Here is a 22,932-nt window from a genome sequence, read left to right on the forward strand (position 1 = left end):
TAACACCTCTGTCCGTATACGTCTCAGCCTTTCCTAAAAACGTCACCAGGCCAACGCGCTTTGGGAACGATGGCGTCTTGACGACAGAGCATGTCGGCTTGCCGCATCTGGTCTTTGGAAACCCGACCTAGGCTGCCTGCAAAACGGGAATGGCCGGCAGGCGATGCCGCCCGGATTTGCGGTGGCCGGAGGGTGAAACCTAGCGCTCCTGTTACTGGGCTTAAAGGCAGTGTGCAGGGCGCTTCGGTGCCGGTCTGTTGAAGAGGAATGAGACATGTCAGCATTTCCTGACAAGGCACAAGTCGTCATCGTCGGTCTGGGCGGCATCGTCGGCGCTTCGGTGGCGCATCACCTTATCGAGCGCGGCTGGACTGATATCGTCGGCATCGACATGTCCGGCATTCCCACCGACATCGGGTCGACGGCGCACGCCTCCGACTTCTGCTACACCACCAGCCACGATTATCTCTCGGTCTGGACCACCCAGTACTCCATCGATTTCTTCGAGAAGATGGGCCACTACGCCCGGATTGGCGGATTGGAAGTGGCACGCACCGGCGATGACGCCTGGATGGAAGAGATCAAGCGCAAGGTGACCTCGGGCAAGGCCTTCGGCACGCGCGTTCATCTCGTCACTCCGGCCGAGATCAAGGAGAAATTCCCGCTGATCGAGGAGGACATGGTCCAGGGCGGCATGTTCGATCCCGACGCCGGCCTCGTGGTCCCGCGCTCGCAGACCGTTGCCGGCAAGCTGGTCGATGCCGGGGAGGCGAGCGGCAAGCTGAAAGTCTTTGCCAACACGCCCGCCAGGTCGCTCCTTGTCGAGGACGGTCGCATCAAGGGTGTCGTCACCCATCGCGGCACGATCCTGGCCGACCATGTCATCGTCTGCGCCGGGCTCTGGGGCCGGCTGATCGCGGAGATGGTCGGCGAGGATCTGCCGGTCATGCCGGTCGACCACCCGCTCACCTTCTTTGGCCCCTACAACGAGTTCGCTGGCACGGGCAAGGAAATCGGCTTCCCGCTCATGCGCGACCAGGGCAACTCCGCCTACATGCGCGATACCGGCGACCCGAAGACGACCGAGGGCGGGCAGATCGAGTGGGGCTATTACGAGGCCGACAATCCGCGCATGTGCCACCCGCGCGATCTTCTGGAAAAGGACGTGGCGCGCCTGTCGCCGTCCCAGCGCGACCTGGAAATGGAGCAGGTGATCGAGCCGCTCGAACGCGCCATGGAGCTGACGCCGATCCTGGGCGAGCTCGGTTACAACGAAGGCCATTCCTTCAACGGCCTGCTGCAGGTGTCGGCCGGCGGCGGCCCGTCCTGCGGCGAAAGCCAGAAGGTGCGCGGCCTCTGGTACTGCGTCGCCATCTGGGTCAAGGACGGCCCGGGCTACGGCAAGCTGATCGCTGACTGGATCACCGACGGCCGCACGGAAATCGACCACGCGCCGATCGATTATGCGCGGTTTTATCATCACCAGTTGGAAGAGAAGTTCATCGAGGGCCGCTGCTACGAGGCCGCACAGAAGATCTACTTCCCGGCGATCCACCCGCGCGAACCCTATGCGACCGGCCGCAACATCAAGCGCTCACCCTTTTATGAGCGCGAAGTCGAACTCGGCGGGTATTTCATGGAACTCGGCGGCTGGGAGCGCGCCCACGGCTACGCCGCCAACGAGCATCTGCTGGAAAAATACGGCGACAGGGTTCCGGTGCGCGAAAACGAATGGGATAGCCGCCATTTCTGGCGCGTCTCCAATGCCGAACACCTGGCTCTGAGCGAGGACTGCGGCATCATCAACCTGTCGCACTTTTATATGTTCGATGTGGAAGGCCCGGACCATGTGGCGCTGATGGAATGGCTGTGTGCGGCCAAGATCGGCGGCGACAACAACATCGGCAAGGGCATCTACACCCATTTCCTCGACGACGAAGGCATGGTGCGCGCCGACCTGACGGTGATCCGCATGGCCGACCGCTGCCGCGTCGTCGACGGCGCCGATGCCGGTCCGCGCGACTATCACTACGTGAAGCGGATCGCCGAGGACAAGGGCTTCGACGTCACCGTGACCGATGTGAGCGAAGAGTATACGACCATCGGCATCTGGGGTCCGAACGCCCGGGAAAACCTGAAGAAGGTCGTGTCTGATCCGGCCGGACTGGATCCGGAGAACTTCCCCTTTGCAGCGATCAGGCAGATCGAGATTGCCGGCAAGACCGTGTCCGCCTTCCGCATCTCCTATGTCGGGGAGCAGGGCTGGGAACTGCACATGAAGTATGAGGACGGCCTTGCCGTCTGGGATGCGCTGCGGGCCATCGGCGTCATGGCGGTGGGTGTCGAAACCTATGCCAACTCGCGCCGCATGGAAAAGAGCTTGCGCCTGCAGAACGCCGATCTCCTGACCCAGTACAACCTGATCGAAAGCGATCTGGCGCGTCCGAAGGTCAAGGAGGCCGACTTCCGCGGCAAGGCAAAGCACGTGGAATACAAGGCGCGCGAACACCAGCCGGCCATGCTGTGCACACTGGTCATGACGGAAAACACCGATGCCGGCGGCGTGAAGCGCTATCCGGTCGGCGCCATGCCGGTCATGGATCCGGAAACCGGCAAGACGCTGGTCGATGAACTGGGCCGCCTGTCCTACACCACCTCCGTCGCCTACGGCCCGACCATCGGCAAGAACATCGCGCTAGCCTACCTGCCGCAGGAATACTGCCAGGTCGGCCGCAAGCTGAACGTCGAGTATTTCTGCGAAACCTATCCGGTCGAAGTGGTCGCAGTCGGCTATACGCCGCTCTATGATCCTGAAAACCTGAAGCCGCGAAGCTGATCAGGAAGGCTCTTTCGGGAAATTCGGAGTGCTTGAATAGCATTCTGATTTTCCACGAACTCCCATCTCCCCCCTAGAGGGGGAGATGTCTCCGGCAGGAGACAGAGGGGGGTATCAGCCTCTCGGCAAACACGGCGTTTCGGAATATGCGGTACCGGTTCACCCCCCTCTGTCGGCATTCGCCGACATCTCCCACTCAAGGGGGGAGACGGGAGCAAGCGGAACCATTTACACAACTGGCAAGTCAGGAAAGACCAGCCACATGTCCAAACTCGAAAAACTTCTGGCTGAAAAAGGGGCGCTCCTGGCCGATGGGGCGACGGGCACGACGCTGTTTGACATGGGGCTTGTCTCCGGTGATGCACCGGAACTGTGGAACGTCGATCAGCCGGACAGGATCCGGGCGCTGCATCGCGGCTTCGTCGAGGCAGGGTCCGATATCATCCTGACCAACACCTTCGGCGCCAACCGGCACCGGCTGAAGCTGCACGGGGCGGAAGGCCGGGTGAAGGAGCTGAACGCCGCCGCCGTTCGCCTGGCACGCGAAGTGATCGAAGAGGGGGATCGCGACGTCCTGGTCGCGGGCTCCATCGGTCCGACCGGCGAGTTGTTCCAGCCGCTCGGCGCCCTGAGCCACGAAGACGCGGTCGAAGCCTTCCGCGAACAGATCGAAGGGCTTGTCGAAGGCGGGGCGGATATCCTCTGGGTCGAAACCATGTCGGCAGCGGAAGAAATGAAGGCGGCGGCCGAAGCAGCCCACGGCAGCGGACTTCCTCTGGTGATTACCGCCAGCTTCGACACCGCGGGCCGGACCATGATGGGCCTGCCGCCGAAAGGCCTCGGCGCGCTGAAGTCCGAATTCGCCTGCACGCCGGTCGCCATCGGCTCCAATTGCGGGGTCGGGGCGTCCGATCTCCTGGCCGCGATCCTGGAGATCACCGAAGCCGATCCGGAGGCCATTGTCGTTGCCAAGGGAAACTGCGGCATTCCCCGGATCAGGGGCGATGAGGTCGTCTATACCGGAACGCCGGAGCTGATGGCCGACTACACCCGCTTGGCGATGGACGCCGGAGCCCGGATCATTGGAGGCTGCTGCGGAACCTCCGCCGGCCATATCGCTGCCATGCGGCAGGCGATGGACAGTCACTCGAGAGGGGATCGTCCTTCGCTTGAGGAGGTTCTCGGCACGATCGGGCCGCTGGTGTCTCCACCGAACAAGGATGCCGATGTGGCACGAGCCGATAGAGGAGACGGCAATTCCGGTCGCCGCAGAGGCCGCCGCCGGGACTGAGAGATGTAAGGCTGGGACCCGTAGGGAGTTTTCACTTGTCACACGATGCGGATTTGCGATCCCCGGAAGGATATCATTGATAAAACGGGTTTTTCTGGCTAAGCGGCGTAAAACTCGCAAATCTGCCGACGGCGACTTCCCCCGGACACCCATGACAGGTCGGGCGAATGATGATTGCTTCCAACGCTGGGCGAGCCACCTTGCCAGCGTGCAATATAGCCTCGGTCAAATGAGCCAAAGTTATCGCCCGATGCTCCAGTCAACGGACGCGGGTCCAAATCAGCGTTTTTCCCAATGCTGGTAGGAGAATGTAGGCGCGCACGCGCAACGTGCTGTTGCCCTGTATTGACATCTTAGCCTTGTAGTCCATGCCATCGTCCGGGTTGTAGATGCGACCGCCCGTCCATGTGTTCTTGCCGGTGTGGCGAAGGTTCCTGAGGACGGTAAGTCCCAAGAGCGGCCGTGAGCGCAGCGCCGGATTTCCGTTCTTAAAGTCGACCAGCGGCAGCCCTTGTGCATCGTTAGGCCATCTGAACCAGACGATTTTCCCGCACAATCGGTCGCCGCAAGGAAAAATCTGGACCCGGATACGCTTGTTTGCGTGCAGCCAGACGCCGATCGGCGTCTTGGATTCTGCCGCGATCGAAGTTTCGGCCAGCAGCGAGAATAGCAGAACAACACACAGGCAACCCGACATATATCCGCAGGTCCGTTGCAGTTTCATCGCCATTGCCCTGATCATTCTAACCCTTTCGCGCCAGTACGATCATGCCGACCGGCGCCGTCAACAGGGCCACCGACTGGGCAATCGCAATGCGGGTGGCTTTCAACGTTCGATCCCTCTCCAACCATCTCGTTGGTTTAATGCCTGACACCCATCATGTTGTCCCGCCGGCCAGGTTCACCTGGAACGTGAGGAAAGCACCTATGGCCATGGCGGGGTGTTCGACGCGGAACTGCAGACAGGACGTCACGAGCGTCGGCAAAAACGCCACCGCGACTATGACGCCGATAAACGCAGCCAGTACTCCTGCCGAAGTGGCAGCACGTCGCCGAACGTAATTCCGGGCAAAAACGCGACTTTTGGTCGAGGCAGCGGTAAGTGATGTTTCCTCAGGCCACGACGTCCACTCGTTCGCCCATCAGATCAGAGCCGGCCTGTTAACAGCAGGATGAGAACGACGATCAGGATGACGCCAATGACGCCGATGCCGCCATGACCGAAACCATAACCATAGCCGCCGAAGCGACCGCTGAAACCGCCAAGCAGGAAGATGATCAGCAGAATGACAAGTATTGTTCCAAGCGACATAGTCTTGCCTCCAAGGTCTGGCGATGTCCCGGCGCCAGTAAACCGGGTAGTCCATTTCCGAATCTACGGGGTCGAATCCTGCGCTTTCATTTTCCGGTCAGCTTCATAAGAGGGCAAACCAGCCGGGATGTTCCAGCCTACTTGGTTTCGACGGAAATGCCGGACTTTCCAACATTTATCTCAATGCTACTCGTCTTTTGGCGTTCCTGGTAAAAATAATAGCTTAAGACCAAGGTGGCGATGACGAGCGCGCCGATAATGAGGTAGAGAACGTTGCGTTTCATATTCTGAAAGCTCCCGTTTCGGTTCGCAGATACACGCTTCTTTCAGACGAAACTGCCATCCGTTCGGGCATTTCGCCGTCCTCGTTCCGCCCTTTCGCTGCAGCGCTTCGATGCATTTCTTTTCAACCCTTGATATTCATTGATTGATCCAAGCAAACTTCATTGATGGAAATCAAGCCCAATGGCCAGATGCCGTTTGGTGATCGGGAATCGCTCAGACTACCAACGTCGGAGCAAATACGCATCAGATGATACGGTGAGAGAGGGCTTCGTTATGCCCGCAGCAAGCCGATCTAAGATTACCTCCTGGGCCTGGAGCCTCAAAGCGGTTTCGCTGATCGCGGGAACAGGATTTACGGTCTCCAGAAGGAGGTCACTGATGGAACGGGACTATTTCTGGCTGAGCGACGAACTGTTCGCGAAATTCAGGCAGCTTCTTCCCACAGACATCCCAGGCAGGCCACGCGTCGAAGATCTCAGGGTGATCAACTGCATCTCCAAGTCATCAGGAGCGGCGGACGCTCGGTCGATGCGCCTGCCGTCCATGGACCGAAGAAGGCACCTCATAAATATTTCCAACGCTCGGCCGCCAAGAGTGTGTGCGGTGGCCTTTTTCATGTATTGGCTTCGGCCGGGCGCTCGCCGGCCAAACTGCTCATCGGCCCTTCGGCTGTCCGGCTATCCGGCTGTCCGACTTGCCGGTGTGCATCGGTCGGCAAAAAGGGGACAATATCAGGCGATCGACCGATCGCGCGACGGACGAGCCGCCAAAATCCATGATAACGAAGGCGTTATCGGGCGCCGGAAAGATTGTCTCTAGTCGGAATATGCCGGTCTGATTTACGCTAAGGCATGCGTATTCCGGGATATGTCAGGCCGCTTGCCGGCGCTTTGCTGCTTTTCCTCAGTTTCCTGCCGTCCGCGCGGGCGCAGGACCGCGTCGATGTCGCGCTGGTGATCGCCGTCGACGTCTCCCGCTCCATGTCCTACGAAGAACTGAGGATTCAGCGGAAAGGCTACGCCGCGGCAATAACCAGTCCCGAAGTCGTCCGCGCGATCCAGGACGGCGTCTACGGCCGTATCGCGGTGACCCTCTATGAATGGGCCGCCGACAGTTATGTCCACGAGATTGTCGGCTGGACGCTGATCGAGGATCAGGCGGACGCCGAGGCGATCGCGGCCGTGCTTCTGTCGGAAAACAGCATGGGCGCGCGGCGCACGTCTTTGTCGGGTGCAATACGTGCGGGCGTGAAGCGGCTTGAGGCGGTGCCCTTTTCGGCGGAGCGGCTCGTGATCGACATCTCCGGCGACGGCCCCAACAACCAAGGCGTCCCGGTGACGATGGAGCGGGATAAGGCCGTGGCCAAGGGCATCATCATCAATGGCCTGCCTTTGATGACCTCGAGCGGCGTAGGGTCCGCTTTCAACATCCCGGATCTGGATATCTACTACCACCGCTGCGTGACCGGCGGTCCGGGCAGTTTCGTCATCCCTGTGACCGAATGGAAGGAATTTCCCGAGGCCGTCCGGCGCAAGCTGGTGCTGGAGATCGGTGGTGTGGAACAGCCGGAACCGCGGGTGATCCCGGCTCAGCTCTTCAGGGAAGAGCCCTACGATTGCCTGATCGGCGAAAAGATCTGGCAGCAGCGGATGTGGCAGTTCGACGATTTCGACCGCTGATCCTGATCGACTTCTTCCGGTCGCGTCTGCATTAATGGCCCCATGAGCGAGCCAGAATCAAAACCGGCAACCCTGAGGCGGGCCCTGACCCTGCCGTGGCTGGTCTTTTACGGCGTCGGCGTCACCGTCGGCGCCGGTATTTTTGCGCTGATCGGCGAGATCCTGTCTCTGGCCGGCAGCCATGCGCCCCTGTCCTTCTTGCTGGCCGGTCTCATTGCCGGTGTCACCGGGGTTTCCTATGCGCTTCTGGTCAGCCGGTTTCCGAAAGCGGGCGGAGAGGCGGTCTTTGTCCATCGCGGGCTCGGATCGTTTCCGGGAAAGCTTGTCGGCTACGGCGTCTGCGCGACTGGCACGATTTCAAGCGCGGTGGTCGCTCTTGCCTTTGCCGGATACATGCAGGCCCTGGTGCCGCTGCCGCAGGGTGTTCTGCTCGTTGCCGTCGTCGGCGGGCTGGCCGCAATCGCCTGGCTCGGCGTGCGCGAGAGCGTACTCTTCGCGGGCCTGATAACGCTTATCGAGGTCGGGACACTCATTCTCGTCATCGTATTCGGAGGGCCGCTCATCGCCGATGTTCCGGAATGGGCGCCTTCCTTCGTCCCGCCCCTGGACGGAACCCTGCTCGCCGGGATTCTATCAGGCGGGGTGATCGCCTTTTTCGCCTTTGTCGGCTTCGAAGACATCGAGAACATGGCCGAAGAGACCGTTAATCCGGAACGGACCACGCCACGTGCCATCTTCTGGACGCTGGGGATCACGGTCGTCCTTTACGTTCTGCTTTCCATCATCGCCGTGATGGCACCAGACAGGGACGCCGTTGCCGGGTCTTCCGCGCCGATGGCGGTCCTCTTCGAGCAGATCACAGGCTTCTCCGGCAAACCGGTCGCGGCGGCGGCGGCCATTGCCATGATCAACGGCATTCTGGTGCAGATCGTCATGGTGAGCCGGGTGCTCTACGGCATGGCGAATGACGGCATTGCGCCGAAGTGGTTTGCCTGGGTCGATCCGAAACGGCGTACGCCCGGTCGGGCAACACTGGTGGTGACCATCGCTGTCCTGGCGCTTGCGGTTTCCTTTCCGCTGGTACGGCTGGCCGAAGCGACAAGCCTGGTGACGCTGGCGGTCTTTGCCCTGGTCAACCTGTCGTTGTTCCGCCTCGGCGGCCGTCTCGACGACAGGACGCTCCAGCGATTCCGCTGGTGGGGGCTTGCCGGCGCGGCGATCTGCGTCGTCATTGCCGGTTTCCAGATCGCCACCGGCGCGCTGGGCGGGCACTGAGTATCGATATCAGCCGCGCCTGCGGCGCCTGCGCCCGCCGGCCGCATCTCCGCCGGCCTGCATCTTGCGCTCCGGCAGAGCCACGGCTTCCCGCAGGTTCGGAAACGGGTCGACCTTGTTCGGCAGTGCCATGGCGTTGACGAAATGCTCCTGGAATTTCGGCTCCAGCGCAGTCTCGATTTTTTCAATCTCGCGCACGGTCTGCTCGATCTCGCGACGGTAATCGGTGTTGAGCAGCGCCATGCGCGCGCCGGTCCCGGCCGCGTTGCCGACGCCTGCAACGCCGTCGATCGGGCAGTCCGGGATAAGGCCCAGCACCATGGCGTAGGTCGGGTCGATGTAACTGCCGAAGGCGCCCGCAAGCCGGATCCGGTCGATCCGGCTGGTGCCGAGCTTGTCCTGCAAAAGCTTGACGCCCGCATAAAGGGCGGCCTTGGCAAGCTGGATCGCGCGGATATCGGTCTGGAGAATGGAGATCTCGATGCCGTCCGTTGCAATCACATAGGCAAACGTCCGGCCTTTCGGAACGATACGGGAGGTCCGCGACCCCATGGCACCGTCGATGACGCCGTCCTCGGTGATCAGGCCGCACAGATACATTTCCGCCACCGCCTCGATGATGCCGGAACCGCAGATGCCGGTGACGCCCACCTGGTCGATCTTCTCCGCAAAACCCGGCTCATCGGACCATTCGTCGAGGCCGATCACCTTGAAGCGCGGCTCCAGGGTGTCCCGGTCGATCCTGAGGCGCTCGATGGCGCCGGGGGCGGCCCGCTGGCCGGAGGAAATTTCAGCTCCCTCGAAGGCGGGGCCGGTCGGGGAACTGGCCGCCAGCAGCCGGTCCCGGTTGCCGAGCACGATTTCCGCGTTGGTGCCGACATCCACCAGCAGGGTGATATCGACTCTTTTATAAGGCGCTTCGGACAGGGTCGCGGCCGCCGCATCGGCGCCGACATGCCCGGCGATGCAGGGCAGTATGTAGACCCGCGCGCCGCGATTGAGATCCAGGTCGAGATCGCGGGCGGGCAGGGTGAAGGCGTCGGAGACCGCGAGCGCGAACGGCGCCCCGCCGAGTTCCACAGGGCTGACTCCCAAGAACAGGTGATGCATCACCGGATTGCCGACGAAGGTGGCATCCAGCACGTCCGTACGTTTGGCGCCGACATCACCGACCAGCTTGCCGACCAGCGCGTTGATCGCATCGCGCACGACCTTTGTAAGGTCCGGCAGTTTCTCCGGGTTCATCTGGATGTAGGACACCCGCGACATCAGATCTTCGCCGAACCGGATCTGCGGATTGGAGGTCCCGGCGGAAGAGACCGTGCGGCCGGTCTTCAGGTCGCAGAGGTGGGCCGCAATCGTCGTGGAGCCGATATCGACCGCAAGCCCGTAGACGGTCGTCTTTTCTCCAGGCCAGAGCGCGGTGACCGTTGGAGCCGAAGTACTGTCCTGGTGGATCGCAGCCGTCACCGTCCAGTGACCAGCACGCAAGATGGCCTGAACCGAGGCGAGCAGGGCAGGGTCCAGGGTGAGGCCGGAAAGGCCTGCCTTTTCGGTCAGCGCATCCCGCAACCGGTCGGCATCGCCGCGCGGCAGGTCCATGTCCGGTTCGGCAATGGTGACCGTGACGAGGGAGATGGAGGACTTCGGCTCGATCGCCCGCACCTCGGCACGTTTGCGCACCACCTGCCGGTTGGTCTGGGCATCGGTCGGGATATCGACGATGAGGTCGCCCTGGATCTTCGCCTGACAGGAGAGGCGCCGGTCGGCGGCAAGGTTCCGCAAGCCCCGGTATCGCGCTTCCGCCTCGGTTTCGCCGGCAAGGTGGTCCGCCGCACTGGTCAGGCCTTCCTTGGCGAAGTTGCCCTCAGACACGGAAATCTGGCAGCGGCCGCAAATGCCGCGCCCGCCACAGACGGATTCCACATAGACCCCGAGGGAGCGGGCAGCATCGAGCAGCGGCGTGCCGAGCGGGAACATGCCCCGCCGGCCGCTCGGCTGGAAGACGACTTTCGCCAGATCCTTCGTTTCAGTCATTCCGCACTTTCAGATCTGTTAGACGCTTACGGTCCTGCGCCGGCCTTCGCGGCCGCCACGGCGACGTCCGCCGGCCGATGCCGTTTCCGCCGGTGCGGGGGCGCCGGCTGCAGCCGGGGTGTAGTCGCGGTATTTCATGATCCATTCGCCGCAGTTGGGATCGTGGCCGGCAAGCACGTTGGCCGCGCGCACCGCTTCCATTTCCTGTGGACGGCAGGGGTTCATGATCGCGCTGGTCATGCCCGAGGCAACCACCATGGGGATGAAGGCGGCATTGATGCCGTGGCGATGGGGCAGGCCGAAGGAGATGTTGGACAGGCCGCAGGTGGTGTTGACCTTCAGCTCCTCGCGCAGGCGGCGGAGCAGGGCGAACACCTGTTGGCCGGCCGTGCCCATGGCGCCGATCGGCATCACCAGCGGATCGACCACGATGTCGTGTGCCGGAATGCCGTAGTCGGCGGCCCGCTGCACGATCTTCTTGGCAACCGCAAAGCGTACGTCCGGATCTTCGGAAATCCCGGTCTCGTCATTGGAGATGGCAACCACCGGCACGTCGTATTTCTTGCAGAGCGGCAGGATCGCTTCCAGCTTTTCTTCTTCGCCGGTCACCGAGTTCACCAGCGGACGGCCCTTGGCGACCTTCAGCCCGGCCTCGATCGCCGCTGTCACGGATGAATCGATGGACAAGGGAACGTCCACAAGTCCTTGAACAATCTCGAGAGTCTTGACCAGAAGCGGCGGCTCGGTCTCGTTCGGATTGACCGCCGTCACGCCCGCGTTGACGTCGAGCATGGTGGCGCCGGCCGCGACCTGGGCGAGCGCATCGGCCTCGACCGTGTCGAAATTGCCGGCGATCATTTCGGCGGCCAGCTTCTTGCGTCCGGTCGGATTGATCCGTTCTCCGATGACACAAAACGGCTGGTCGAAGCCGATGATGATTTCTCTGGTGGCAGAGGCAACGACGGTGCGTGTCATGGCTGTCCCTTGGGGCTCAGGAGGAAATATCCGCAGAAGAAGGCTCAAAGCCTTCATGTGCGACGAGGTCTTTCAGTCTGTCTTTCGGATAGGCGGCAACGAGCGCATCGACCGCCGCATCCGCTTCGCTTTCCAGGTCGTCGGAGACATCGACGGGATCGCTCCGCCGCCACTCGGCCAGATAGGCGTCCGTGTCCTTCGCCCCGACCCGCATCGCGCAGGCATCGACCGTTTCCATGAAGACGGCCGGCAGTTCCCTGCGCGCGGCCTTGCGGCCCTGCTTTACCAGCACCTGCGCCGGGATATCCCGCCAGTAAACGATGATCTTCTGCGCCATAAGAGAGCGTCCTTTCGATGCTCATGATTGCCGGAAGAGCAGGGTTTCAAGACGCGGGAAAGCGGCACCGCTAGGCGGAAATGCGACGCGGGATTTCGGAGGGTTTGGATAGGACTGCTTTCTGGGGCAGTTCGGCCGCTTCGCACCCTTTTCATGCCCTCCCCACCAGCGGCGAGGTGGATTGGATCACCCGGACTTCGCCGTGTGATGACGCCGTATCTGCGGCGGGAGCCTTGCCACTCTCTCCGCGTCATTGCCCGGCGAAGTCCGGGCAATCCACTCGCATCAGTCGTGTGGTTAGGTGGTCGGATGGGGCAATATCTGTCCCGCCCCGTATTTTCCGCCTCAGCCCACGGTCCGCTCCCCCAAAAACGTCTCCAGCATCCCATACCCCGTCTTCTGCATTTCAAACGCCAGACCCAGACGCTCGGCGGCCTTGCGGGCGGCGGCTTCGAGCTTCGGGTCGTCGGTCTGGGCGAGGTAAAGCACGCGGGTGTAATGGGCGAAGTAGAGGTCGCGCAGGTGGGGGTGCCAGTTCAGGCCGAGCGGAGCCATGACCATGGTCTCGAAATGCCGGGCCAGGAAGTCGGTCAGGTAGAAGGTACCGAGCTGGTCTTCCTCCAGGGCGTCGAAGGCATCCAGGCCGGTAAAGAAGGCGTAGCAATGGGCGCCGCCGATGCGCTTCGCGCCGGTTTCTTCCAAAACCTTGTCCAGCAGTCCGCCGGTGCCGCAATCGGCATAGGCGACCAGGATCTCGTCATAGAGGTCGCGTTTTTGAAGGATCGCCGAGCGCACGGCGTCGGGGATCTTCTGCGGCGTGTTGTGCAGCTGGGCGGGCAGGCAGGTCAGGTCGATATGGTCGAACCCGTTCAGCTCCCGGATCGCCTTGATCTCGCGGGCAAGGGCGCCGCAGGCGATCACCAGGACGCGCCCGATCTTCCGGAGCGGTGCCGGCTCCGGCTCGAAAGGAAAAAGCGGTGCGCTGGAGGCCATTCCGTCGCCTCCCTGTCTGCTGTCAGGCTTTTCCGGCAAGCATGTTGTGCCTGCGGGCGATCAGGTCCTTGGCCATTTCCACCGCCACGGCCGCATCCCGGCAATAGCCGTCGGCGCCGATGGCATCCGCGAATTCCTCGTTAAGCGGCGCGCCGCCCACAAGGACGATGTAATCATCGCGCAGGCCCTTTTCGGTCATGGTGTCGATGACGACCTTCATGTAGGGCATGGTGGTGGTGAGCAGCGCCGACATGCCGACGATGTCCGGCTGATGTTCCTCGATGGCCGCGAGATAGTTTTCGACCGGGTTGTTGATGCCGAGGTCGATCACCTCGAAGCCGGCGCCTTCCATCATCATGGAGACGAGGTTCTTGCCGATGTCGTGGATGTCGCCCTTGACCGTGCCGATGACCATCTTGCCGACCTTGGGGGCGCCGGTTTCGGCCAGCAGCGGCCGCAGGATGCCCATTCCGGCCTTCATGGCATTGGCCGACAGGAGCACTTCCGGCACGAACAGGATGCCGTCCCTGAAGTCGACGCCGACGATGCGCATGCCTTCGACAAGCGCCTTGGTCAGGATGTCATAGGGCGCCCAGCCGCGCTCCAGCAGGATGTTGACCGCGTCCTGGATTTCCTCCTTGAGGCCGTCGTAAAGGTCGTCATGCATCTGCTCGACGAGTTCGTCGTCGGAAAGGCTGGCGAGGTCGATATCATCGTCGGACATGGCAACTCCCAAACGGCTGCGGCAATGTAATCGATTGACAATGAATCCGAGTGGCTATCTGCAATATCTCCAAAACGACATCCCAAGTCGCACCTGCGACAGGGGCGGGAATCGGGTAAATATTCCCACCGGTTAGAGAGAGGCGCAAACGCCTGCGCCGTCCGCAAAGGAGCTGGAACCATGAGGCCTCGCATCGTCATGCTGTCCGGCGTCACCCGCCAAAACCGGCACGCGGTCATGCGCGACCTGAACGATGCGATCCTGAAGGCCGGCGGCTGGGTCGAGGGCCATTCCCTGTTTTCGAACATCGCGACCACCTTCCGGCTCGTCCTGCCGGTTTCGGCCCTGGGTCTTTTCCGCGAAGCCGTCCGGGACACGGGCATTGCGCTCGACGACGACAGCGCCACGAAACTGAACGATCTGGGCGCGGGGGAACGCAGCGGGGACGAGGAAGTCGGTCTGACCCTGAACGTGACCTTCATCCATGATGAACCCGACCTGCGCCGGGAGGTGCCGGCGGTGCCGGGTTAATTGAGACGCAGGCTCTTTTGTGTGGCCGGCGAAGTTCGTACTTTCGACAGCCGTCTCCTGTGTCGGACGATTCCCCATGGTCATCCCAGACAAGCGCGGCGAAGCTGCGTGCCGATCTGGGATCCAGACATCAGCCGCGCCGGAGGCGCGTCTCATTCTGTTTTGAAAGCGGAACCCGCTGCGCTCGTCCTGTCAGATGGATCCCAGATCGGCGTTCGGCTGCGCCTCACTTGTCTGGGATGACGGTGTCAGGGTTTTAATTAGACGGAACTCTAAAACAGCCCCTCGATCTGCCCGTTTGCATCCAGCCCGATGTGATTGGCCGAGGGCACGCTCGGCAGGCCGGGCATGGTCATGATTTCCCCGCAGATCACCACGATGAAGCCGGCACCTGCCGACAGGCGCACCTCGCGGACGGGCACGCTGTGTCCGGTCGGGGCGCCGCGCCGGGCCGGATCGGTGGTGAAGGAGTATTGCGTCTTGGCCATGCAGACCGGCAGATTGCCGAAGCCGTCCGCCTCCCAGCGCTTCAGCTGCTCGCGGACGCTCTTGTCGGCCAGGACCTCGTCGGCCCGGTAAATCCGCCGGGCAACGGCCTCGATCTTGTCGAACAGGGGCATGTCGTCGTCGTAAAGCGGTGCGAACTGGGCCTGTCCACTGTCTGCGATCCGGGCGACATGGGTGGCAAGCTCTTCCGTGCCGGCCGAACCGTTCGCCCAATGGGAGGCAAGGACCGCGTCGACACCGTGCTCCTGGCAAAAGGCCTTGACCGCCTCGATCTCGGCGTCGGTATCTGCGGTGAAATGGTTGATGGCGACCACCGCCGGCACACCGAACTGCTTGATGTTTTCGATATGGCGCCCGAGGTTGGCACAGCCCTTGGTGACGGCCGCGACGTTTTCCGTCCCCAGATCTTCCTTGGCGACGCCACCGTTCATCTTCAGCGCCCGGACGGTGGCGACGATGACGGCCGCGTCGGGGGAAAGACCCGCTTTGCGGCACTTGATGTCGAAGAATTTTTCCGCGCCCAGATCCGCGCCGAACCCGGCCTCGGTGACCACATAGTCCGCAAGCTTCAGCGCCGCTTTCGTCGCCATGACCGAATTGCAGCCATGGGCGATGTTGGCGAAGGGGCCGCCGTGGATGAATGCCGGATTGTTTTCCAGGGTCTGCACCAGGTTCGGCTGGATCGCTTCCTTCAGGAGCACGGTCATGGCGCCGTCGGCTTCCAGCTCGCGGGCGGTGACGGCGGTGCGGTCGCGCCGGTAGCCGACGATGATATTGCCGAGCCGGTGCTGCAGATCCTCAAGGCTTGTGGCCAGGCAGAGGATCGCCATGATCTCGGAGGCGACCGTGATGTCGAAACCGCCTTCGCGGGGAAACCCGTTGGCCACACCGCCCAGCGAGCAGACGATTTCGCGGAGCGCCCGGTCGTTCATGTCCATCACCCGTTTCCAGGCGATCCGGCGCGGATCGATCTCAAGCTTGTTGCCCCAGTAGATGTGATTGTCGATCAGGGCGGAGAGCAGATTGTTGGCCGAGGTGATGGCGTGGAAATCGCCGGTAAAATGGAGATTGATGTCCTCCATGGGTACCACCTGGGCATAGCCGCCGCCGGCCGCACCCCCCTTCATGCCGAAACAGGGGCCGAGCGAGGGCTCGCGCAGGCAGATCATGGCCTTCTTGCCGATCCGGTTCAGCCCGTCGCCGAGCCCGACGGTGGTGGTCGTCTTGCCTTCGCCGGCCGGTGTCGGATTGATGGCGGTGACCAGGATCAGCTTGCCGTTGGGCCGGCCGTTGAGCCCTGCGAGGTAGTCTCCGGATATCTTTGCCTTGGTTCTGCCGAAAGGGATCAGGGCGTCCTCAGGGATATCCAGCCGCGCGCCGATTTCCGAAATCGGCTTCATCTTCGCCTTGCGTGCAATCTCGATATCGCTGCTCATTCCCTGGCGCTCCCTCTTGTTTTTCGGCTCGGCCGGTCTTCCTGGTTAAGGAATCAGGCCTGGCAATTGTGTTTTCGACAGGCTAGGCGAGAAAGCGCGTATACATAAAGCGCAAATACGACCTGTGGCCGATTGGATGCGACGAAAGCTGCGGGCCGCGCATCCCCTGGGGTTGTCCGGGCTCTTTGGCGCTTTGCAGCATTCACCGAAGCGCCTGTTGCTTGACTTTTTGTGACTATATGTATACAAAATCGTGCTTAAATTAGCGCAAGAGGTCGCTTGGGAGGGGAAATGTATGCACGATGCTGTTCCAAGGCGAATGAAACGTGCCGGTTCCTGCCAGGTTCCCCATTGAAATGACACACGACAGGGCATGTGGATGACAACGCTGGTACTCGTTCCGGGGCTGCTCTCGGATGACATCGTATGGCAGCCGCTCGCGGATGCGGTCGCGGGCAGGATGCCCGTGTACCAGGCGGATCTGAGCGGCGGCAACTCGATCTCCGGCATGGCCCGCGGCCTTCTGGACAAGGTTCCGGGCGACCTGATCGTCGTCGGCCATTCCATGGGCGGTCGTGTCGCCATGGAAATGGCCCATATCGCGCCGGAGCGGATAAAGGGTCTGGTGCTCGCCAATACCGGCCATGGGCCCAAGCGCGAAGGCGAGGAAGTCAAGCGCCAGTCCATGATCGATTTGGGCTGCGAGAGCATGGAAAACCTCGCCGACCGGTGGCTGCCGCCGATGGTCGACGAACGCCGCGTCGGTGACGCGGATCTAATGGCCAGGCTGCGCGCCATGGTTCTGCGCGCCAACGCCGAAATCCATGAGGGTCATATCCGCGCGCTGGTCGGTCGGCCGAATGCGACAGCCTACCTGAAGGATATCGACTGTCCGATCCTGCTTCTGGTCGGCCGTCAGGACCGCTGGAGTCCGATTGCGCAGCATGAGGAAATCAAGGCGGATACGAAGAATTCCGAACTGGTCGTCATCGAGGATGCCGGCCATTTCGCGCCGGTCGAGCGCCCGGAAGATGTGGTGACAGTTGTGACGGACTGGCTCGGCAGGACCTTTGGAGACAAGTGCAATGGCTGATCAACTGGATAACATTCCCGAAACGCCGCTTTTCGATCGGGCGCGCGCGCTCAAGGGCTACAAGCTCAACAAGATGGCCAATGCGCTCGGCGACCCGGCCAACCGCGAAGCCTTCAAGGCCGACGAAGACACCTTCCTCGACCGCTTCGGCCTGTCGGCGGAAGAAAAGGCCGCGGTCAAGGCGCGCGACTGGCACGAGATGGTCCGCCTCGGCGGCAACCTGTTCTTCATTTTGAAAATCTCCGCGGTCGACCCGGTGCCGATCACCCAGATCGGCGCCGCACAGGCCGGCATGCCCCATGAGCAGTTCCTGACCGAACGGCTTGGAAAGAAGGTGAACCATGGCTGAGATCATTGGTGGTATCGGCACGTCCCACGTGCCCTCGATCGGCGTCGCACTCGACCGCGGTCTGACCGAAACGCCCGACTGGAAACCGTTCTTCGACGGCTATGACGCCGCCAAGGACTGGATGCGGCAGGCGAAGCCCGATGTGGCCGTGGTGATCTTCAACGATCACGGCAACAGCTTCTTCCTGGACCGGGTGCCGACCTTTGCGGTTGGGGTTGCGGAAAGCTACAAGCCGGTCGATGAAGGCTGGGGCCGCCGCGATATTCCCGATTTCGAAGGCGCCGTGGATTTCTCCTGGCACTTCGTCGACAAGCTGGTCGAGCGCCATTTCGATCCGCTCGTCTGCCGCGAGATCGACGTTGACCACGGCCTGCAGGTGCCGATGGAACTGATGTTCGGCCGCCCGGAGCATTGGCCGGTCAAGATCGTGCCGATCTGGGTCAACACGGTCCAGTACCCGATCCCGACCCCGCAGCGCTGCTGGGAAATGGGCAAGGTGCTGCGCGAGGCCATTGAAAGCTGGTCGGGTGACGAGCGCGTCGTGATCCTGGGCACAGGCGGCCTGTCCCACCAGCTTCAGGGGACGCGCGCCGGCTTCATCAACCGGGAAGCGGACCTCGCCTGGCTCGACGGTATTGCCAATGACCCGGAAACCTATCGTAATATGACCCGTGAGGACTACGTCGAGCAGTTCGGCTCCGAAGGAGCGGAACTGATCATGTGGCTGGTGATGCGCGCGGCGATGAACCCGCACGTGAACCTCCTCCACAAGCACTATTATGCGCCGGCGTCCATGACAGGCGCTGGCATGGTGCTCCTGGAAAACGCGGCCTGAACGGGATCGGTATGTATTTTCTGATGGTTTGCCGTCATCACGACGGTGTGGACGAAAAACGCAGCTCCGTGCGCGACGAGCACAAGCAATGGGTGGTGTCGGGCGGCGAGGGCGCGGCAAGTGTTCTGATCGGCTCCGCCACGGTTGGCGCGGACGGCAAGGCAAACGGCAATTTCGGGGTTCTGGAAGCAAAGGACGAGGCATCGGCCCGGGCCTTTGCCGAAGGCGATCCGTATAACAAGGTCGGCATTGTTGCGGAAATCGAGATCACGCCACTGCCCGATACCTTCCAGGCGCACCGGATTTCCGAACCGATGACGAAGCCGGGGACGTGATCCGGACACCGTTTCAAAGGCCGTAATCCGGTTCGAATGGTTCTTTTCACGCCTCTTGTCATTCGAACGCCGTTCTTTCCTGCACTTGGTAAACCCTTGAGGGTTTGCCATTCTGTGGTTATCCGCGAATTGGCGGAAACCGGGACACAGGTGCGGAAAGGACAAAATCCATGACTTCCGAAAAGAAAAGCCCGGACTTCGACCGAATCCTCCTTGATCCGGGAGCCCACTACGACAGCCCGTCGGATGTGGTCACGGACGAACGCTTCGCTCCATCCGATCGCATCGAGATCCTGAGGCGGTGGGAATACGACGCGGCAGATGCCAGCGTCGCTGCGGAAGAAGGCATGCCGGGCGGGAACGATCAGCTCCTGGCGGACATCATTCTCGGTCTGAAGAAATTGGGCGCCGAGATCGATACGGAACAAACCGGCCCGACAAAACAGGGCGGTATCGGCCGGTCTGCCATCAAGTCGGACAAGTAATCGCGGCCGAAGCGGGTGCTTCGGCCGCGATACGTCCGGAAAGCTCCGCCGAAAAGCCTGACCGGAGCCTTGGGGCAAACTCCGGGGAGAGGGAGGAACGGCTTTTCAGCGGCAATCCGGGATTTAGCGGCGGATCAGGCGATCGAGCCGCGGGTCTTGAAGCCGACTTTCTTCAGGATGATCGTCAGCGGGCAGAAGCCGGTGAAGGAGAACTGGATCAGGTTTGCGCCGATGAAGGCGGTGAACCAGAGCCAGTTGATGTTGTGATAGATGGCAAGCGCAAGGCTTGCCAGGATCATGCAGCCGACGATCAGGGTAAAAATGCGTTCCAGGGCCATAGTGTCCGTCCGTCCTTTATATTCATTAAATTGAAAATAAGGAGGCGGGCCGTTTATTTCAATACGAATATTTGCGGATCTGCGAAGACGTTTAGAGCACCCGATGCTCTAAGCCACCGGTTCCCGTAACCAGTCCTGCTCGTATGTGACGGTCGAACACCCGGAAAACCGTGCGATCCGGTCCAACTCCGAGGCGAGCTTCTGCAGACGGCCTTTGGATGGCCTGACGCCCTGTTCCGGCCAGAAGGCCCGTACGTGCAGCCGGTCCTCGTCGCGGAACGCCTTCATGTCGATGCGTCCGACCAGGCGGTCGCCCTCCAGAACCGGAAAGACATAATAGCCGTATTGACGTTTGGGCTCGGGCACGAAGACCTCGATCCGGTAATGGAAGCCGAACAGGCGTTCAGCGCGCTTGCGGTCGCGCAACATCGGGTCGAAGGGTGACAGGATTCGAACCCGCGCCGGCGCGGCCGGCAGGTCCGGGATCTCCGCCAGCGTCTCGGGAAAGACGAAGACCTTGCGGAGGGTCCTGCCGTCGGCGCAGGCAACCTCCACTTCCTGAATGTCTCCGGACGCCAGCGCCCGGCTGCACCACTGTTTTGCTTCTTCCGGGGTGATCAGGTCCCAGAAGGCGGCGATCTCGCCCGACGTGCCGAAGCCCAGCCGTGCCAGTGCCGACCGGCAGGCCCAGTCGATGGTTTCTTCGGGATCGGGCAAGTGAAGTCGGTGCGGCTCGGGGATCACCCGCTCGGTCAGGTCGTAGACCTTCTGAAAACCGTTTCGTCCCGATACCGACAGCTCGCCGGAGCGCCATAGGAATTCCAGCGCGGTTTTGGACGGGTGCCAGTCCCACCAGCCGCCGCTCTTGCGTTCCTCATCGCCACCGACATCGCCGGAGGTGACGGGGCCGTGATCGCTGATCTGCTTCCGGACCGCCTCGAATTTTTCCTCAAAGCCGTCCCGGCGCCAGTTGCGCCAGCGGGAAATCAGCCGCTCCCGGTCCCGCCGGAACTTGAGCTGCCAATGGGGAAAGAACTCGGTTGGAATGATCGAGGCGTCGTGGGTCCAGTGCTCGAACAGCGACCGCTGCTTCTCCAGAAGCGGTTTCAGGTTCTTTTCCCGATAGGCCGGCCGCCGGGCCGCCAGGATCATGTGATGGGCGCGGGCAACCGTATTGATGCTGTCGACCTGGACGAAGCCGAGCTTGTCGATGACGGCGTTCAGGTCATCGCCCTTCGCCGGTCCCTTCGGTATTTCGCCAAGGCCGTGACGCTCCAGGAAGAGGGCCCGGGCATCGTGGTTGCTCAGAAGGGGGAGGGCGCGTGAAGTCATGGCGGGAAAGGATCTTCATGAAAATCGAATGACGAGACAATCCGAAAACAGATTCGAACCCGAACAAAAGCATGATCGCGGATCGAGGGGAATGGCTTTCTCAACCGCGGGAATCCCTTTACAGCTACTTGAATGACGGATCCGATCATCGTTCTGGCGACGACATTGGTGTTTTTTCTGGCTGGAGCGGTGAAGGGTGTCATCGGCCTTGGCCTGCCCACGGTCAGCCTCGGCCTGATGACGGCCATCATGGATCTGCCGACGGCCATGACGCTCATGCTCGCGCCGACCTTCGTCACCAATGTGCTTCAGGCGACGACAGGCGGCTATACGATGGTGCTGCTGCGCCGGATCTGGCCGTTTCTCTTCTTCGCCACCGTGCTGGTCTGGCCGGGCGGGCTGGTGCTCAAGGAAGCGGACCTGTCCCTCATGGCCGCCTTTCTGGGCGTGGTACTGGTGGCTTATGCGCTGACGGGCTTTTTCGGCCTCCGCATGACCACCCGGCCCGAGCGCGAACGTAGCATCGGCATGGTGACCGGCGCCGTGAACGGTGTCCTCAGCGGGATGGTCGGGTCCTATGCCGTTCCCGGTGTGATGTACCTGCAAAGTCTGGAATTGCCGCGCGACCAGTTCGTGCAGGCCATGGGCATGCTGTTCCTCTGCACCACGATCGCGCTGGGCGTGACCCTGTCCGGCACGAACCTGATGACCATGGATATGGGTATCGCCTCGGTGATGGCCGTCGTGCCGGCCATTATCGGCTTCTATGCCGGCCAGCACATCCGCAAGCAGCTGTCCGAAACCTTGTTCCGGACGCTCTTCTACGTGGCGTTGCTGGTCCTGGGCGCCTTCATCGCCGTCAAGGCTCTGCTCTTCTAGGAAAGCGGGGAGGTCGCTCGCTCAGGGCAGGCTATTTCGAGACCAGCCTCACGGACTTGGTTCCCGAGGCCTTGCCTCCTCCCGGCCGGTTCGCCCACTGATACGCCTGCCGCTCTTCCGTCGGCGTGCACAGGAACCGTTCCCGGTAGCATTTGGTGAAATGCGACGTGGACGCGAAACCGCAGGCAAGCGCCACGTCCAGCACGGGCCGGCTGGTCCGACGCAGCAGGTCCCGCGCGGTTTCCAGGCGCAGGCGCAGGTAATACTGCCCCGGCGTGCAGTTGAAATGCCGGCGGAACAGGCGCTCCAGCTGGCGCGGCGACAGGTTGACCGTCATGGCGAGCTGCTGGCAGCTCAGCGGGTCCTCAATGTGGAGGTCCATGATCCGGATGGAATCGAGGATCTTCTCGTTGGAAATGCCGGTACGGGCCTCGATGTCGTGGCGCTGGGCGGATTCGCCGGCGCGCGTGTTCTGGTAGAGCGCGACCTCGGCGACCTCATGGGCGATATAGGCGCCGTGCTGGATCGCGACCAGGCGCAGCATCATGTCCATCGCCGCCATGCCGCCTGCACAGGTCATGCAGTTGCGGTCGATGGTGAAGATGTCTCCGGTGACGTCCAGATGCGGATATTCCTCGCGCAGGGAGCGCAGGTTTTCCCAGTGGATGGTACAGCGGCGCCCGTCCAGGAGGTGATAGCGGGCCAGCAGATAGGAACCGGTACAGACAGCGCCGAAGGTCCGGCCCATGGCGTTCAGGCGGCGCAAGCGGTTGCCCAGGTCCGCATCGAGCGGCAGACGTTCCACATCGAGGCCGGTGCATAAAAGTGTTATGTCCGCATCGTGCAGATCTTTGACAGAAAAATCCGCCTTGATCTCGCAGCCGTTGCTTGCCGCGACGGAATTGCCATCCAGCGAATAAGTTTTCCATTGATAATAGTCGCGGCCGAGCACGCGATTGGCCAGTCTCAGCGGCTCCACGACCGATGAGAATGCGTTCATGGAAAACCGGTCAAGGATCACCAATGCTACGGTTTGGCCATTTTCTTCTTTAACCGTATCGGACATTT

Annotated in this window: 25 protein-coding genes; 12 read left to right on the forward strand and 13 right to left on the reverse strand. The window is 61.8% G+C overall.

The window, feature by feature from the left end; translation table 11 throughout:
* Positions 1–274 precede the first annotated feature (274 nt).
* A complete protein-coding gene (locus ACN0SO_RS00665) occupies positions 275–2,836 on the forward strand; it encodes a GcvT family protein (RefSeq protein ID WP_417673476.1) in 2,562 nt (853 codons plus the stop codon).
* Positions 2,837–3,098: 262 nt separating this feature from the next.
* Positions 3,099–4,127, forward strand: a complete 1,029-nt coding sequence (gene bmt, locus ACN0SO_RS00670; RefSeq protein WP_417673478.1) for a betaine--homocysteine S-methyltransferase — start codon at positions 3,099–3,101, stop codon at positions 4,125–4,127.
* Positions 4,128–4,386: 259 nt separating this feature from the next.
* Here bmt and ACN0SO_RS00675 read toward each other — a convergent pair whose 3' ends face one another.
* The 4 genes from ACN0SO_RS00675 to ACN0SO_RS00690 all read right to left on the reverse strand — a co-directional run bounded on the left by ACN0SO_RS00675 (position 4,387) and on the right by ACN0SO_RS00690 (position 5,723).
* On the reverse strand, positions 4,387–4,857 hold the full coding sequence (locus ACN0SO_RS00675) for a DUF2147 domain-containing protein (protein ID WP_417673480.1): 471 nt from the start codon (positions 4,855–4,857) through the stop codon (positions 4,387–4,389).
* A 148-nt stretch (positions 4,858–5,005) separates the two neighbouring features.
* Positions 5,006–5,152: a DUF389 domain-containing protein gene (locus tag ACN0SO_RS00680; RefSeq protein WP_417675005.1), complete on the reverse strand. Its 147-nt coding sequence runs from the start codon at positions 5,150–5,152 to the stop codon at positions 5,006–5,008.
* A gap of 122 nt (positions 5,153–5,274) precedes the next feature.
* Positions 5,275–5,439 carry a DUF3309 family protein gene (locus ACN0SO_RS00685; protein WP_417673482.1) on the reverse strand — a complete coding sequence of 55 codons (165 nt, stop codon included), beginning with the start codon at positions 5,437–5,439 and terminating at the stop codon, positions 5,275–5,277.
* A 137-nt stretch (positions 5,440–5,576) separates the two neighbouring features.
* On the reverse strand, positions 5,577–5,723 hold the full coding sequence (locus tag ACN0SO_RS00690; protein WP_417673484.1) for a hypothetical protein: 147 nt from the start codon (positions 5,721–5,723) through the stop codon (positions 5,577–5,579).
* 379 nt (positions 5,724–6,102) lie between these two features.
* Between ACN0SO_RS00690 and ACN0SO_RS00695 the strand changes: the two genes are divergently transcribed.
* The 3 genes from ACN0SO_RS00695 to ACN0SO_RS00705 are packed head-to-tail and all read left to right on the forward strand — an operon-like array spanning position 6,103 to position 8,678.
* The gene (locus ACN0SO_RS00695) at positions 6,103–6,543 is read left to right on the forward strand and encodes a hypothetical protein (RefSeq protein WP_417673486.1); all 441 of its coding nucleotides are present in this window, start codon (positions 6,103–6,105) and stop codon (positions 6,541–6,543) included.
* 32 nt (positions 6,544–6,575) lie between these two features.
* Positions 6,576–7,403: a DUF1194 domain-containing protein gene (locus ACN0SO_RS00700; protein WP_417673488.1), complete on the forward strand. Its 828-nt coding sequence runs from the start codon at positions 6,576–6,578 to the stop codon at positions 7,401–7,403.
* Between the two features lie 42 nt (positions 7,404–7,445).
* Entirely contained in the window at positions 7,446–8,678 is a 1,233-nt protein-coding gene (locus ACN0SO_RS00705; RefSeq protein ID WP_417673490.1) for an APC family permease, read from the forward strand.
* Between the two features lie 9 nt (positions 8,679–8,687).
* Here the strand turns inward: ACN0SO_RS00705 and ACN0SO_RS00710 are convergent, their stop codons facing one another.
* The 5 genes from ACN0SO_RS00710 to ACN0SO_RS00730 all read right to left on the reverse strand — a co-directional run bounded on the left by ACN0SO_RS00710 (position 8,688) and on the right by ACN0SO_RS00730 (position 13,744).
* Positions 8,688–10,715 (reverse strand): ASKHA domain-containing protein, encoded by a 2,028-nt coding sequence (locus ACN0SO_RS00710; protein ID WP_417673492.1) that lies wholly within the window; start codon positions 10,713–10,715, stop codon positions 8,688–8,690.
* 18 nt (positions 10,716–10,733) lie between these two features.
* On the reverse strand, positions 10,734–11,690 hold the full coding sequence (locus ACN0SO_RS00715) for a methyltetrahydrofolate cobalamin methyltransferase (RefSeq protein ID WP_417673494.1): 957 nt from the start codon (positions 11,688–11,690) through the stop codon (positions 10,734–10,736).
* A gap of 16 nt (positions 11,691–11,706) precedes the next feature.
* A complete protein-coding gene (locus ACN0SO_RS00720; RefSeq protein ID WP_417673496.1) occupies positions 11,707–12,027 on the reverse strand; it encodes a virulence factor in 321 nt (106 codons plus the stop codon).
* A gap of 345 nt (positions 12,028–12,372) precedes the next feature.
* The gene (locus ACN0SO_RS00725) at positions 12,373–13,020 is read right to left on the reverse strand and encodes a DUF1638 domain-containing protein (RefSeq protein ID WP_417673498.1); all 648 of its coding nucleotides are present in this window, start codon (positions 13,018–13,020) and stop codon (positions 12,373–12,375) included.
* Between the two features lie 22 nt (positions 13,021–13,042).
* Complete coding sequence (locus tag ACN0SO_RS00730; protein ID WP_417673500.1) at positions 13,043–13,744, reverse strand: corrinoid protein; 702 nt, start codon at positions 13,742–13,744, stop codon at positions 13,043–13,045.
* A gap of 180 nt (positions 13,745–13,924) precedes the next feature.
* On the opposite strand from ACN0SO_RS00730, the gene ACN0SO_RS00735 reads away from it, so the two are divergent.
* Complete coding sequence (locus ACN0SO_RS00735; protein WP_417673502.1) at positions 13,925–14,275, forward strand: hypothetical protein; 351 nt, start codon at positions 13,925–13,927, stop codon at positions 14,273–14,275.
* Between the two features lie 272 nt (positions 14,276–14,547).
* Here ACN0SO_RS00735 and ACN0SO_RS00740 read toward each other — a convergent pair whose 3' ends face one another.
* Positions 14,548–16,218, reverse strand: coding sequence for a formate--tetrahydrofolate ligase (locus ACN0SO_RS00740; RefSeq protein WP_417673504.1), 1,671 nt, complete (start codon positions 16,216–16,218; stop codon positions 14,548–14,550).
* A 379-nt stretch (positions 16,219–16,597) separates the two neighbouring features.
* Between ACN0SO_RS00740 and ACN0SO_RS00745 the strand changes: the two genes are divergently transcribed.
* The 5 genes from ACN0SO_RS00745 (at position 16,598) to ACN0SO_RS00765 (ending at position 19,315) form a co-directional block, all read left to right on the forward strand.
* Positions 16,598–17,311 (forward strand): alpha/beta fold hydrolase, encoded by a 714-nt coding sequence (locus ACN0SO_RS00745; protein ID WP_417673506.1) that lies wholly within the window; start codon positions 16,598–16,600, stop codon positions 17,309–17,311.
* Complete coding sequence (locus ACN0SO_RS00750) at positions 17,304–17,660, forward strand: extradiol ring-cleavage dioxygenase (RefSeq protein WP_417673508.1); 357 nt, start codon at positions 17,304–17,306, stop codon at positions 17,658–17,660. The genes ACN0SO_RS00745 and ACN0SO_RS00750 overlap by 8 nt, the downstream gene beginning before the upstream one ends.
* Positions 17,653–18,495 (forward strand): class III extradiol dioxygenase family protein, encoded by an 843-nt coding sequence (locus ACN0SO_RS00755; RefSeq protein WP_417673510.1) that lies wholly within the window; start codon positions 17,653–17,655, stop codon positions 18,493–18,495. The genes ACN0SO_RS00750 and ACN0SO_RS00755 overlap by 8 nt, the downstream gene beginning before the upstream one ends.
* A gap of 11 nt (positions 18,496–18,506) precedes the next feature.
* Complete coding sequence (locus ACN0SO_RS00760; RefSeq protein WP_417673512.1) at positions 18,507–18,830, forward strand: YciI family protein; 324 nt, start codon at positions 18,507–18,509, stop codon at positions 18,828–18,830.
* Positions 18,831–19,000: 170 nt separating this feature from the next.
* On the forward strand, positions 19,001–19,315 hold the full coding sequence (locus tag ACN0SO_RS00765; protein ID WP_417673514.1) for a hypothetical protein: 315 nt from the start codon (positions 19,001–19,003) through the stop codon (positions 19,313–19,315).
* Between the two features lie 134 nt (positions 19,316–19,449).
* On the opposite strand, the gene ACN0SO_RS00770 is transcribed toward ACN0SO_RS00765, so the two are convergent.
* Together ACN0SO_RS00770 and ACN0SO_RS00775 are read right to left on the reverse strand one after the other, a co-directional pair.
* Positions 19,450–19,653, reverse strand: a complete 204-nt coding sequence (locus ACN0SO_RS00770) for a DUF2892 domain-containing protein (RefSeq protein ID WP_346912686.1) — start codon at positions 19,651–19,653, stop codon at positions 19,450–19,452.
* 108 nt (positions 19,654–19,761) lie between these two features.
* On the reverse strand, positions 19,762–20,985 hold the full coding sequence (locus ACN0SO_RS00775; protein WP_417673516.1) for a winged helix-turn-helix domain-containing protein: 1,224 nt from the start codon (positions 20,983–20,985) through the stop codon (positions 19,762–19,764).
* A gap of 132 nt (positions 20,986–21,117) precedes the next feature.
* On the opposite strand from ACN0SO_RS00775, the gene ACN0SO_RS00780 reads away from it, so the two are divergent.
* Complete coding sequence (locus ACN0SO_RS00780) at positions 21,118–21,864, forward strand: sulfite exporter TauE/SafE family protein (RefSeq protein ID WP_417673518.1); 747 nt, start codon at positions 21,118–21,120, stop codon at positions 21,862–21,864.
* Positions 21,865–21,895: 31 nt separating this feature from the next.
* Here the strand turns inward: ACN0SO_RS00780 and ACN0SO_RS00785 are convergent, their stop codons facing one another.
* On the reverse strand, positions 21,896–22,930 hold the full coding sequence (locus ACN0SO_RS00785; RefSeq protein WP_417673520.1) for a GlxA family transcriptional regulator: 1,035 nt from the start codon (positions 22,928–22,930) through the stop codon (positions 21,896–21,898).
* Positions 22,931–22,932 lie beyond the last annotated feature (2 nt).

Origin of the sequence: Roseibium sp. (assembly GCF_048260565.1) — a bacterium.
Taxonomy (GTDB): domain Bacteria; phylum Pseudomonadota; class Alphaproteobacteria; order Rhizobiales; family Stappiaceae; genus Roseibium.

What these genes read in the sequence shown, in the direction of transcription:
- ACN0SO_RS00665 (WP_417673476.1), top strand. Translation starts at nt 275, where the DNA reads ATGTCAGCATTTCCTGACAAGGCACAAGTCGTCATCGTCGGTCTGGGC.
- bmt (WP_417673478.1), top strand. Translation starts at nt 3,099, where the DNA reads ATGTCCAAACTCGAAAAACTTCTGGCTGAAAAAGGGGCGCTCCTGGCC.
- ACN0SO_RS00675 (WP_417673480.1), bottom strand. Translation starts at nt 4,857, where the DNA reads ATGGCGATGAAACTGCAACGGACCTGCGGATATATGTCGGGTTGCCTG.
- ACN0SO_RS00685 (WP_417673482.1), bottom strand. Translation starts at nt 5,439, where the DNA reads ATGTCGCTTGGAACAATACTTGTCATTCTGCTGATCATCTTCCTGCTT.
- ACN0SO_RS00690 (WP_417673484.1), bottom strand. Translation starts at nt 5,723, where the DNA reads ATGAAACGCAACGTTCTCTACCTCATTATCGGCGCGCTCGTCATCGCC.
- ACN0SO_RS00695 (WP_417673486.1), top strand. Translation starts at nt 6,103, where the DNA reads ATGGAACGGGACTATTTCTGGCTGAGCGACGAACTGTTCGCGAAATTC.
- ACN0SO_RS00700 (WP_417673488.1), top strand. Translation starts at nt 6,576, where the DNA reads ATGCGTATTCCGGGATATGTCAGGCCGCTTGCCGGCGCTTTGCTGCTT.
- ACN0SO_RS00705 (WP_417673490.1), top strand. Translation starts at nt 7,446, where the DNA reads ATGAGCGAGCCAGAATCAAAACCGGCAACCCTGAGGCGGGCCCTGACC.
- ACN0SO_RS00710 (WP_417673492.1), bottom strand. Translation starts at nt 10,715, where the DNA reads ATGACTGAAACGAAGGATCTGGCGAAAGTCGTCTTCCAGCCGAGCGGC.
- ACN0SO_RS00715 (WP_417673494.1), bottom strand. Translation starts at nt 11,690, where the DNA reads ATGACACGCACCGTCGTTGCCTCTGCCACCAGAGAAATCATCATCGGC.
- ACN0SO_RS00720 (WP_417673496.1), bottom strand. Translation starts at nt 12,027, where the DNA reads ATGGCGCAGAAGATCATCGTTTACTGGCGGGATATCCCGGCGCAGGTG.
- ACN0SO_RS00725 (WP_417673498.1), bottom strand. Translation starts at nt 13,020, where the DNA reads ATGGCCTCCAGCGCACCGCTTTTTCCTTTCGAGCCGGAGCCGGCACCG.
- ACN0SO_RS00730 (WP_417673500.1), bottom strand. Translation starts at nt 13,744, where the DNA reads ATGTCCGACGATGATATCGACCTCGCCAGCCTTTCCGACGACGAACTC.
- ACN0SO_RS00735 (WP_417673502.1), top strand. Translation starts at nt 13,925, where the DNA reads ATGAGGCCTCGCATCGTCATGCTGTCCGGCGTCACCCGCCAAAACCGG.
- ACN0SO_RS00740 (WP_417673504.1), bottom strand. Translation starts at nt 16,218, where the DNA reads ATGAGCAGCGATATCGAGATTGCACGCAAGGCGAAGATGAAGCCGATT.
- ACN0SO_RS00745 (WP_417673506.1), top strand. Translation starts at nt 16,598, where the DNA reads ATGACAACGCTGGTACTCGTTCCGGGGCTGCTCTCGGATGACATCGTA.
- ACN0SO_RS00750 (WP_417673508.1), top strand. Translation starts at nt 17,304, where the DNA reads ATGGCTGATCAACTGGATAACATTCCCGAAACGCCGCTTTTCGATCGG.
- ACN0SO_RS00755 (WP_417673510.1), top strand. Translation starts at nt 17,653, where the DNA reads ATGGCTGAGATCATTGGTGGTATCGGCACGTCCCACGTGCCCTCGATC.
- ACN0SO_RS00760 (WP_417673512.1), top strand. Translation starts at nt 18,507, where the DNA reads ATGTATTTTCTGATGGTTTGCCGTCATCACGACGGTGTGGACGAAAAA.
- ACN0SO_RS00765 (WP_417673514.1), top strand. Translation starts at nt 19,001, where the DNA reads ATGACTTCCGAAAAGAAAAGCCCGGACTTCGACCGAATCCTCCTTGAT.
- ACN0SO_RS00770 (WP_346912686.1), bottom strand. Translation starts at nt 19,653, where the DNA reads ATGGCCCTGGAACGCATTTTTACCCTGATCGTCGGCTGCATGATCCTG.
- ACN0SO_RS00775 (WP_417673516.1), bottom strand. Translation starts at nt 20,985, where the DNA reads ATGACTTCACGCGCCCTCCCCCTTCTGAGCAACCACGATGCCCGGGCC.
- ACN0SO_RS00780 (WP_417673518.1), top strand. Translation starts at nt 21,118, where the DNA reads ATGACGGATCCGATCATCGTTCTGGCGACGACATTGGTGTTTTTTCTG.
- ACN0SO_RS00785 (WP_417673520.1), bottom strand. Translation starts at nt 22,930, where the DNA reads ATGTCCGATACGGTTAAAGAAGAAAATGGCCAAACCGTAGCATTGGTG.